Origin of the sequence: Hoylesella timonensis 4401737 = DSM 22865 = JCM 15640, assembly GCF_000455445.1 — a bacterium.
Lineage (GTDB): Bacteria > Bacteroidota > Bacteroidia > Bacteroidales > Bacteroidaceae > Prevotella > Prevotella timonensis.
The window spans coordinates 374,987-386,640 of record NZ_HG417090.1 but is presented as its reverse complement, the minus strand read 5'-3'; the positions used below and the strand labels follow the sequence as shown (position 1 = coordinate 386,640).

Genomic DNA, 11,654 nt, shown 5'->3' with positions numbered 1-11,654 from the left:
CAAAAATCAACGAATAGAATAGGCAGGAGCATAGGTTCGTATCTTCATTTTGGTTTGTTCCCCGTATCACTCCAATGCAACGAGATGTTTAGCAACGGATAAACACGGACTCACACGGATAATTTGCTAAATGTAGCTACGGAAGAATACGGAAAAACACGGATGTAATAAAACTATTATCTTGTACAAATCTAAGAATTTTTCCGTGTAAATCCGTGACACTCCGATGCTGTATTATATAAACTCTCATGTAAATCCGTGAAATTCCGATGCAACAAATCAAGAAAGAAATTCCTTGCCATAAAGAGGTTATGCCAACACCTCAAAGAAATGGAGCAAGGGTTTCATGAATGGCGTGAGACAACGAGGCTGCAACTGGTTGTGATAGTCCACCCTATTGCGTGACCACGACACATACAACCGCTGCTTGGCACGGGTCATGGCAACATAAAACTTGCGTTTATCCTCGGCAACTAACCGCACATTGTCACGATTGAAGTAGTTGGGGTATCGACCATCTACCGCATCAAACAAGACAACTTCATCGAACTCCAGTCCTTTGGCTTTGTGAACCGTTGTCACAAAGATGCGTTCATCTAAAGTTGTTCCATGACACAGGTCAGCCTCTTTAAGCGTGTTGATTTCGTTGATATACACCGAAAGCTGTTCGATGAGCGACGGATAGGCATCCTTGTCTATCATGTCAGCTGACAAATACTTGATGACATGAGGCAATTTGTCAATGGGTTGCAGCAATCCTTGTTCACAGAGGGTGTGATAGAGATACGCTATTTCGCTCGCCAAGACGGGCAAATCCTCCGAATGCTGACGCTGATACATCAGCTGGTGCGCACGAGTATAGATTTCGAGATAATGCCTCCTGAACACTGCTGCCCTCTCTTGGAATCGAGGATGCTGTATCCATTCCCTTTGAGAGTCGATGTGCTGTTTCGCTTTCTCATAACAATGGCGCACCACACTGCAGGTGGCATGCACATCAGCATCGGCAAGGTGCGAGTTTTGTCCTTCGAGATGCAGCACCGACAGTAAATATTTCAGCTTGTATTCTTTTAAGTTTGGTTCGAGTAAACGGATGAGTTTCAGTGAATCAAAATATATGTTACAGTGTTTTTCTAACTGTATATCAGGAAGATAACGCTGCAAGTTAAAGTTTAAGATATGATAGTCATAGTCGGCATTATGCCCCAACAGTCTACTCTTTCCCACATACTCCATAAACATTCTCAAGCCCTCGCTTGGGCTGTACAGTTGATGATGCTGTATTTCCTCTATCAGCGGATTGTCAATATTGCCCAACTTGCGTGGTATCTCACGATTGGTGCGCATAAACACCACAAATTCTGACCCGGGAACCACACATCCTTGTCGCATACGTACGGCGGCTATCTGCACAATATCGTCCTCAAAAACATTCAAACCCGTAGTCTCTGTATCGAACACCACCATGTCCTGTTGCTCGTAACACTCCACAAAGGCTTGCACATAGCTGCTACCAGGGTACATCAACAAATCGGATGGCAGCATGGCATTATCGAACAATCCTCGTACAAACCTACGAGCGGCTGCATTACTCTCAAACACCTGCAAGCCTTTGAGCAATCTCGACCAGCCCATGAACTGATGTTCATTACACAAAATGTTGAGATGTGCCAAGAGTAACTTCACCTCTGAAGAGGCAAACACATCCTCTCCCGACACCTTGAAATGAGGTAAATTCTTCTGTTTCATGGCTTCACTCATCAATTCGGCATCGGCATTTGAACTGACAATCACAGCCGTTGTCTCATGAGGATACTGCTCTTGCAAGCGTTGCACCTTGTCAGCGATATCAGCATATTCCGATTCTACCTGTTCGCTCGACATCAATTGCAGTTCATCACCTTGACGAGGAGGGTCAAAATCGGTGGTAGGCAACAAGGCCGGATCGATGTCTAACATCTTTTCGGCAAATGTATTGAATACTTGAAGTAAATATCGAGGTGAGCGATGATTGACGAACAACCGATGGAGGTGCCCCTCACAACGCTGCTTCAGTGCATCGAGGGTACTCATCTTAGCACCCATGAAAGAAAAAATTGCTTGTTGTTCATCACCAAGATACATCACCGTGTGGAAGTCTTTGCTTGTAAAACCATCGACGAGTGCCAACTGTAGTGGGTTGAGATCTTGCACTTCGTCTACTTGTATCCAGCGATAGCGTTTCAATTCGATCTGGTCATCTGCGTTCAGTGCATCGTAGGTGAGCATAAGCAAGTCCTCAAAGTCGAGCAACTTGTTTTCTTTTTTGTACTGGATATAATACTGTGCTTGCTGCATCTTGCGCAACAATGCTTCTATATCATGCTGACTCCCTATGTCATAGGCATCCGAATGGATAAGACTTTCATATGTATCTGCATTTTTGAAAACCTCCTGCAAGGTATCAGCCGTGAGTTCCATCCGCTGTACACGACACAAAGTGCGCAAGGCAGCCACGTCCAAAGAGGTGACACATTCAGGATGCAAGCGCAAATGCTTGGGGTGATGATGAGTAAGTTGATGTATGAATCCTGCAAAATGAAGCACTTCGATGTACTCTTTCTTCAACCGAAAATTGTGCTGCACTGCATATTCATCATCATCCCGATAACGAGCCAAGATGCTGAACGCATCATCATCGTCAATCACCGAACTCTCTGCAGGCACCAAACTATTGTTGAACAAGAACTTAGAACAAAACCTATGCACGTTTCCCACGTACAATTCAGCTATTTCTTCATCATTGATATGAGTCAAAATACGCTCTCTCATGCCTCGTGCAGCACGATTGGTAAAGGTAAGGCACAGCATCTCGTCAAAGGAAATGCCTTGCTCGTGCGCCCTCCGAATACGCTCGGTGAGGATTTGGGTCTTGCCACAGCCCGGTGCAGCCAACACTAAATGATAACCACCGCTGGCTTGTATCACTTCAGTTTGATATTGGTCGGGAGTCAATGAATTTGGGATATTGTCGTTTTGCATGGTTTTCAATGGGCTTGATTCGTTGTACAAATATATTATTTTATTTCTGTTCCCAAGCCCCATTATTGGAAAAATCTGTATCTTTGCAACGATTTTCTACCATTGAAAATCGCCAAGCCGCAGTTGATGGCTTGTTCACATGGCATCAGAAAGAAAGATATACCACGCTGATGTCCTCACACAACCAAAAGAAAATTAAACTATAACGAACCCGTCATGAAGAAGAAACAACAGAAAATACAAGCACACACCGCAATCATCTTAGCCAACGTTATCTTTGGTTTGGGCGTACCAGTCACCAAACTACTACTTGATCAATGGGTAACGCCTATGGGCTACATGTTCATGCGGTGCTTGGGAGCGGCTGCAATCTTTTGGGCAATCAGTCTGTTCCTGCCTAAGGAGACCGTTCAACGCAAAGACTTGCTCATCATCATGTTGGGAGGTTTATTAGGTTTTGTGATTTCACAAACGCTCACAGCATGGGCTTTGGTGTACACCACGCCCGTTTATTTCTCGCTCATTGCTACACTCACCCCCGTTGCCACCATGCTCATGGCTGCGTTGTTCTTGAAAGAGAGGATGAACGGTACAAAGATATTCGGAGTATTGATAGGTATTGTGGGTGCACTACTCATGGTATTGATGAGTTGGAAAAGTGGCTCTGGGAAGAATGACTTATTAGGTATCACGCTCACTATTTTAAGTTTGATGACCTGGGTAGTGTATTTACTGATTACGCGCAACGTGTCTCAGAAATACACAGCCGTGACTCAAATGAAATGGATATTTCTTATTTCCACCCTTGCCGTATTGCCCTTTGCTGCTCCAGAGTTTAACCAACAAAGGTGGTGGTCGTCACAATGGGCTTGGAGTGGTGTGATCGAGATGACTTTCATTGTGGTGTTTGCCACGGTGATAGGCTATTTTGCTATTCCGTATGCCATGCGTTACCTGCAAGCTACAACCGTTAGTATCTACACCAACCTGCAACCAGTGGTGGCTTCGTTCGTAGCTATTTACATTGGACAGGACATATTGACGTGGGACAAGCCCGTGGCAGGTATCTTGGTGCTGCTGAGTGCCTATATCATTACCATTCGCAAATCGGACGGAAACTAATGGGACTGCCTTCTCATACAGCCCCATTACTTCCTAAATGACCTCTAATGACAGTTTAATACGATAGAAGAAGAACGAATCATGCTTATTATTCACAACCGACTGATACCTTTTAAGAAATACGATGCCATCAATCTTTTTGGCTTGTTGTTTTGCCGAAAAGGGACAACGATTACTGCCGACTTGATACAGCATGAGCGTATTCACACCCGACAGATGATAGAAATGGGGTTTATCTTCTTCTATTTGTTCTACGTCATCGAATGGTTGATTCGCATTCCGATGAAAGGACGTGCCTATCTAAACATCTCTTTTGAGCGTGAAGCTTATCGACACATGGACGACCCCAATTATCTGACTCGTCGAAAGCCCTATGCTTGGGTGAAATACTTGCGCCGAAAGCCTCAAAACGACATCAACTAATCGATGTATTTTGGTGAAGCTCCATACTTATTTGTCTCTGGTTTTGAATCGTAACAAAACCAAACGATGAGCAAAATACCACCAACAATAGGTATCAACACCCATAAATAGTTCCAGCCACTCTTGTTAATATCGTGCAAACGACGTACAGCGACAGCCAAACCAGGAATAAGCAAACCTAATGCAACGAGGATATAAAGAGGTCCATAACCAATGTCTGTGAACGTTAAGCCAAGTGCAAAGTCTAAAATATAGGCAACCATGCCTGCCAATGTACCAAACAATGCAAAATACCAATATTCAGATCGACGTGCACGCCCCGTAAAGGTAGCATACTTGTTGAACACTTGTTTGATTGCTTCACCAAAGGATAAGGTTGGCGTAGCCTGTGGAGTTGTGTTTGTTTCCATAATCTATTGAGTTTTAATGATGCTGTAAAAGTAACAATTTATAATGATATTTGCAATTTTTAATGTTCTTTTTTTTTACTCTAATCCACAAAAAACACGCTCCATCTTTCTACAAAAGAAGAGATAGAGCGTGTTGAACTTTACGTTAAATAGTAAGAGACTGTTCGGAAGTCCTTATTAAGAAGTCTTTCGTTTCTCACACCTTATATTCTACAAAGGCTTCCATCGCCTCGTAGCAAGCCAAACCTAAACTGTCGTAAAGTGCTGCCGTGGCATGGTTGCGGTCTTCAGAACGCTGCCAGAACAATCGCTCATCGTTGCCCAAGAACGGTGCACTTTCCATTTGACTCTGGTGTTTGAGGATGCTATTGCGTTTAGCACGCAACTCTTCAGGACTCATAGGAACACACATCTCTATGTTTTCGATTTCCCATTCTGCCCAAGCTCCACGATACATCCACACACGACAGTCTTTGAGCCACTCTGCACCAGCTTCTTTTTCCAAATCGAGTGCAGCCAATACAGCATCTGTACACTTTCTATGAGTACCGTGAGGATCTGCCAAATCGCCAGCGACATAAATCTGATGTGGCTTCACTTGCGTAATCAAATCACGTACAATCTGCACATCCTTCTCTGTCATAGGCAACTTTTCTATCTTACCTGATTCGTAGAATGGCAAGTCCAAGAAGTGAACATGATCCAAAGGAACCCCATTATACGTGTTGGCAGTGCGCGCTTCTCCACGACGAATCAATCCCTTGATGGTTCGTACGTCTAACGTATCAATATCGCCTTCCTTCTTTTGTGACAAGAACTCCTTGATTTCCTTGTACTTATTCTTGATGACTTCATCTTTTTCAGAGCCAAACAACTGATTGAATCCATTGATGAAGTGCATGAAACGTGTCACCTCTTCGTCGCCCACAGCAATGTTACCACTCGTCTCATAAGCTACATGTACATCGTGTCCCTGCTGAACTAAACGTCGCAACGTGCCTCCCATGGAGATGACATCATCGTCAGGGTGCGGTGAAAAGACAATTACGCGCTTGGGGAACGGCTTCGCACGTTCGGGACGATAAGTGTCGTCAGCATTCGGTTTGCCGCCTGGCCAACCTGTAATGGTATGTTGCAAATCGTTAAAAATCTTGATATTGGCATTGTATGCCGAACCATAGAGCGCCAACAATTCGCTCAATCCGTGGTCATTGTAATCCTTATTGGTGAGCTTCAGGATAGGTTTCTTCGTTAATTGACACAACCATACCAAGGCTGAACGCACCAACTTATCCGTCCAATGACACGACTTTACCAGCCATGGATGCACAATGCGTGTGAGTCTGCTGGCAGCAGACAGGTCGATAACCACATGAACATTATTATGTGTTTGTAGGAACGAAGCGGGAATGGTATCCGTAATCTTTTCCTCAACCGCCTTTTGAATCATCTCTGCCTTCTCTTCTCCCCATGCTACCAAGAATATCTTTTTGGCTTTCAATATTGTAGCGATACCCATGGTGATAGAACAAGGTGGAACTGACTCGTTATTACCAAAGCTCAATGCCATTTCTTGACGTGACACCTCGTCTACCAAGATGATGCGTGAGGTAGATGTCAACGTAGAACCTGGCTCGTTCGTAGCGATATTGCCCGAACGTCCAATGCCCAAGAGCATGATGTCGATGCCTCCAAAGGTTTGTATGCGCTCTTCGAAAAGGCGACAATGGCTCTGTACATCCTCCTGCGAAATGCTCCCATCGAGACTAAAGACATTCTTTGGGTCGATGTCAACATGGTTTAAGAAGCGATCGCGCAACTGCTTCATACAACTGTTCTGCGTATCTGCAGTGATAGGGAAATATTCATACGCATTGAACACTATCACATTATGAAAACTTACCTTATCGGTTTGATGGCGATGAATAAGCTCATTATAGATAGGTGTGAGCGACAATCCCGTTCCCAAGCCAAGCACACAAAACTTGCCTTCAGCTTGTTTTTCCTTCACAGTCTTTACAATCGCATCGGCAATGTGACTGGCTCCTTCCTCTATTTTTGGAAAGATATCGGTATCAATCTTCTCATAACGTGTCAACTCAGAACGGTCAATGGCAGTTGCTGGTCGATACAATTCAACGGGTACTTTGTTGAGAACAATCTCAGAACTTAAATTTAATTTCATAAATCTATCCTTAAAAAACGAGGCTTGTCACGAAACAAAAATCGTACAAGCCCCCCTATTGTTTAAATATTATTCTTTTCTATATCCTTAAAGTAGCGGTACGTTCCCACACGCAATTCGTCGGTAGCAGGCTCGTCACACACAATAATGCCGTGAGGATGTTGCTGCAACACACTAATCGTCCAGTAATGGGTAACAGGACCTTCAACTACAGCCTGCAAAGCGCGAGCCTTATGGTGACCATTGCAGAGTATCATGACTTCTTTCGCATCCATCACGGTCCCCACACCTACTGTCAGTGCATGTTTAGGCACCTTGTTGATGTCGTTATCAAAGAACCTACTGTTGGCAATGATAGTGTCACTGGTGAGGGTCTTGATACGAGTACGCGATGTAAGTGAAGAACATGGCTCATTGAATGCAATGTGGCCATCTGGACCAATTCCTCCAATAAACAAATCAATGCCACCCGCTGCAGCAATCTTTTCTTCGTAGGCTTTGCATTCAGCTTCCAAGTCTTTTGCGTTTCCGTTGAGAATATGGATATTCTCTTTCGGGCAATCGATATGATCAAACAGATTGCGTGCCATAAACGAGTGATAACTTTCTGGATGCGATTCGGGCAAACCAACATACTCGTCCATATTAAAGGTGATGACGTGTTTGAACGACACTCTTCCCTCCTTGTTGGCTTTAACCAACCGTGCATACATTCCCTCTGGCGAAGAGCCTGTGGGGAGTCCTAATACAAAAGGACGCTCAGCGGTAGGATTGAACTCACGAATGCGCTCAATAACATGCTCTGCTGCCCAGTCTGACAGCGCTTCATAATTTTTTTCAATAATAAGTCTCATGTTCTTAATATTTCGTTGAATGATTATTTTTTATTCCAAAGATGCTTGGCATAGTCATAGTTATACAAGTCGTAGAACTTCGTCAAGCGAGTTAAACGGTTCTTAAACTCAGGGAAGTCCTTCTTATGTTCCGACCATTGTATTTCTGCAATGGCTGCCATGCGTGGCAACAGCTGATATTCTGCCAAATTTGGATAAGGAATATACTCCGTCCAAAGATTACATTGTACACCAATGATATGCTCACGTGCCTCTGCCGACAAACTATCTGGTAAGGGTTCGAAGCTGTAAGTCTTCTCAATAGGTAGGTTTCCACCAATGAGTAATGGCTCGTTAAAGGTCTTATCGGTCTGGTAATAATCGAAATAAGCATAGGTAGTAGGCGACATCACCACATCGTGACCTGTCATGGCTGCCTTCATACCGGGCTCTACCCCGCGCCAACTCATCACAGTAGCACTTTGATTGATGTCTCCATCTAAGATTTCATCCCAGCCTATGAGGCGACGACCTTTGCTATTGATGAATTTTTCAATGCGATTGGTGAAATAGCCTTGCAACTTCTTGGCTGTCAAACCTTGTGCTTGCATTACACGTTGGCACTTTGGACATTTTTCCCAACGCACATGAGGAGCTTCGTCACCACCTATATTGATATATTTCGAGGGGAATATATCCATCAACTCGGCTAAGACATCTTCACAGAACTGGTAAGTTTTCTCGTTGCCCAAACACAAAACATCTTCAAATATGCCCCATGTTTTTGCCACTTCGTAAGGACCACCCGTGCATCCCAACTCAGGATAAGCTGCCATGGCAGCAAGCATGTGGCCAGGCATATCTATCTCGGGAATCACAGTAATGTATCGGTCGGCAGCATATTTCACGATTTCGCGCGCCTGCTCCTGTGTGTAATAACCGCCATAAGGCACACCGTCGCACACACCTGAATTGCGTCCCACTACTGTCTCTTTGCGTATAGAGCCTATCTTGGTAAGTTCGGGATATTTCTTGATTTCAATGCGCCAACCCTGATCTTCGGTTAAATGCCAATGAAACACGTTCATGTTGTGCAAAGCCAACAGGTCAATATATTTTTTAACGAAGTCGATGGAGAAGAAATGGCGACCGCAGTCCAACATTCCACCACGATAGCCAAAACGAGGAGCATCCTTGATAACGACCGCTGGCAACATCACTTCCGTTAGGTTGTTCGCAACGGGGAGCGACTTGCGCAAGGTTTGCAGTCCATAGAACACGCCACGTGCCGTTTTTCCAGCCACCGTCACTCCTTGAGGTGTAACGGACAGCACATATCCTTCATCGTTTTTAATTTTTGAATCTATGGCTAAAGAAATCGCTTGTTTGGTTTTCTTCGTCACACAATTGAGTTGCAAGCCCGTCGTCTCACGAATATACTCCGACAAGTACTGGGCATTGCGCTGCAAATCCATGTCTCCTGCAGGACTGTAAATACAGGTTGAAGCCGATAACACAAAGGGCTTCTTCGTAGTGAGTGACAACTCTTTGGGCATGGGAACAATCTGATAATCTGCCACATTCTGAGCAGAGGCGGAAAAGAAAGACATCATACCACACACCAATAGTAAGGTGATCATTTTTGTTTTCATGTTTATATCGTATTAAATGAATGACAAAGATACGACTTTATTCTGATAAAACACCTTTGTTGAGGTGCTCAATTTCGACAATCATTTCGCTTTTTTAGTTTTTTTAGTATTCATCTGCAAAAATGGTGTTCAACTGCACAGGATGATAATAGATGCTGAATTTTCTTTACAAAGTGCCTCTCATAACTCGCGTCGCAACAACAAACGTCAAAGTTGGTCGCAAATACGCAAGTTATGAGCGATGTTCATAATTGATTATTATTCATGATGTTACGTTTAAGTATAGCTTTTTCATTCCTTTTTTAACCACTTATTGGCGACTGAAGCATTGAGATAAGCCTGCTATTTGCATGCTTTAATGCTTTTAAGTCATGCAAATAACACCTCTAAAGCGTGTTTACAAGACCGCTAAATCGATGTTTTAGCTTCAAAAGACGTTTATTTTTTGAAAATCAGCCCATTTTTGTATATGGCTTGCCTATTAATTTTTTCTATTTTGAAGATTTTCAAGAGCCGTTTTTTGGTAAAATAATAGTACAAAAGCAACAGATGCCTTGACCAAGATGGAATGGCAATCAATCTTGAAAAGAAAAAAGAGTGTTTTATTTTGTGCTTTTGGGGCTTTATTGTACCTTTGCATGAAATCACATTATATATAAATGAAAGAATTTGTTATTTCCGAAGCCAAATCAGAAACAGCGGTATTGGTAGGTATCGTCACGCAAGAACAAAACGAGGCTAAAACCAACGAGTACCTCGACGAATTGGAGTTCTTAGCAGATACCGCAGGGGCAGAAACCGTGAAGCGCTTTACTCAAAAGGCTGGCGGACCTAATGCCGTGACCTATGTAGGCAAAGGAAAATTGGAAGAAATAAAACAATATATAGACGAAGAAGCAGAAAACGAGCGTCCTGTGGGCATGGTTATTTTTGATGATGAACTATCCGCCAAGCAGATAAGGAACATCGAAAAAGCGTTGGATGTAAAAATCTTAGACCGCACATCGCTCATCCTCGACATCTTTGCCATGCGCGCCCAGACAGCCAATGCCAAGACACAAGTAGAGTTGGCGCAATATCGCTACATGCTCCCTCGCTTGCAACGGCTGTGGACTCACTTGGAACGACAAGGCGGAGGTTCAGGTTCTGGCGGTGGAAAGGGTTCTGTAGGACTTCGTGGACCCGGTGAGACGCAGTTAGAAATGGACCGACGAATTATCCTACAACGTATCACGCTCTTAAAACAACGATTAGAACAGATTGACAAACAAAAGACGACGCAGCGCAAAAACCGTGGGCGCATGATACGAGTTGCATTGGTGGGCTATACCAACGTAGGAAAATCAACGCTCATGAATCTGCTTTCCAAAAGCGAAGTGTTTGCAGAAAACAAGCTATTTGCAACACTCGACACCACTGTTCGTAAAGTAGTGGTTGAAAATCTGCCCTTCCTGTTGGCTGATACCGTTGGATTTATACGGAAATTACCCACCGATTTGGTCGATTCTTTCAAGTCTACCTTGGACGAAGTGCGAGAAGCCGATTTGCTACTGCATGTGGTTGACATCTCTCATCCCGATTTTGAAGAGCAAATTCATGTCGTTGAAAACACACTGAAAGAGTTAGGATGTGCAGAAAAGCCCTCTATGATTATCTTTAACAAAATAGATAATTACACTTGGGTACCTAAAGATGCGGACGACTTGACACCTTCCACCGCAGAGAATATCACCCTCGATGAACTTAAACAAACATGGATGGCACGGCTCAACGACCAGTGTCTCTTCATTTCTGCCAAGAAAAAGTTGAACATAGACGAATTCAAAGAGGTGCTGTATCAACAAGTTCGCCAGCTTCATGTACAAAAATATCCCTACAATGATTTTTTATATCCCATAGAAGAATAACGTTCAACTCTCTATGCAGCGGCTCAATGCTCCACCTTTTTATAATAAGATGAGATATAATATCAAATCAGGTAGCCACAATCAAGCAACTTAAATCGAAA

8 protein-coding genes are annotated in these 11,654 nt (G+C 43.6%); 3 read left to right on the top strand and 5 right to left on the bottom strand.

Annotated elements, in window-relative coordinates; translation table 11 throughout:
• Positions 1–309: 309 nt before the first annotated feature.
• Positions 310–3,021: a 3'-5' exonuclease gene (locus BN35_RS01635; RefSeq protein ID WP_036893569.1), complete on the bottom strand. Its 2,712-nt coding sequence runs from the start codon at positions 3,019–3,021 to the stop codon at positions 310–312.
• 216 nt (positions 3,022–3,237) lie between these two features.
• Between BN35_RS01635 and BN35_RS01625 the strand changes: the two genes are divergently transcribed.
• Positions 3,238–4,143: a DMT family transporter gene (locus BN35_RS01625; RefSeq protein ID WP_028901172.1), complete on the top strand. Its 906-nt coding sequence runs from the start codon at positions 3,238–3,240 to the stop codon at positions 4,141–4,143.
• Between the two features lie 81 nt (positions 4,144–4,224).
• The gene (locus BN35_RS01620; protein WP_025072537.1) at positions 4,225–4,566 is read left to right on the top strand and encodes a hypothetical protein; all 342 of its coding nucleotides are present in this window, start codon (positions 4,225–4,227) and stop codon (positions 4,564–4,566) included.
• Here the strand turns inward: BN35_RS01620 and BN35_RS01615 are convergent.
• From BN35_RS01615 to BN35_RS01600, 4 genes are all read right to left on the bottom strand, one after another.
• Positions 4,563–4,976, bottom strand: a complete 414-nt coding sequence (locus tag BN35_RS01615; RefSeq protein ID WP_025072536.1) for a DUF805 domain-containing protein — start codon at positions 4,974–4,976, stop codon at positions 4,563–4,565. The two genes, BN35_RS01620 and BN35_RS01615, sit on opposite strands and share 4 nt — an antisense overlap.
• A 196-nt stretch (positions 4,977–5,172) precedes the next feature.
• On the bottom strand, positions 5,173–7,161 hold the full coding sequence (locus BN35_RS01610; protein ID WP_025072535.1) for a glucosamine-6-phosphate deaminase: 1,989 nt from the start codon (positions 7,159–7,161) through the stop codon (positions 5,173–5,175).
• A gap of 62 nt (positions 7,162–7,223) precedes the next feature.
• Entirely contained in the window at positions 7,224–8,015 is a 792-nt protein-coding gene (nagB, locus tag BN35_RS01605) for a glucosamine-6-phosphate deaminase (RefSeq protein WP_025072534.1), read from the bottom strand.
• A 23-nt stretch (positions 8,016–8,038) separates the two neighbouring features.
• A complete protein-coding gene (locus BN35_RS01600; protein ID WP_025072533.1) occupies positions 8,039–9,646 on the bottom strand; it encodes a beta-N-acetylhexosaminidase in 1,608 nt (535 codons plus the stop codon).
• Positions 9,647–10,305: 659 nt separating this feature from the next.
• Here BN35_RS01600 and hflX point away from each other — a divergent pair.
• Positions 10,306–11,553 carry a GTPase HflX gene (gene hflX, locus BN35_RS01595; protein ID WP_025072532.1) on the top strand — a complete coding sequence of 416 codons (1,248 nt, stop codon included), beginning with the start codon at positions 10,306–10,308 and terminating at the stop codon, positions 11,551–11,553.
• Positions 11,554–11,654 lie beyond the last annotated feature (101 nt).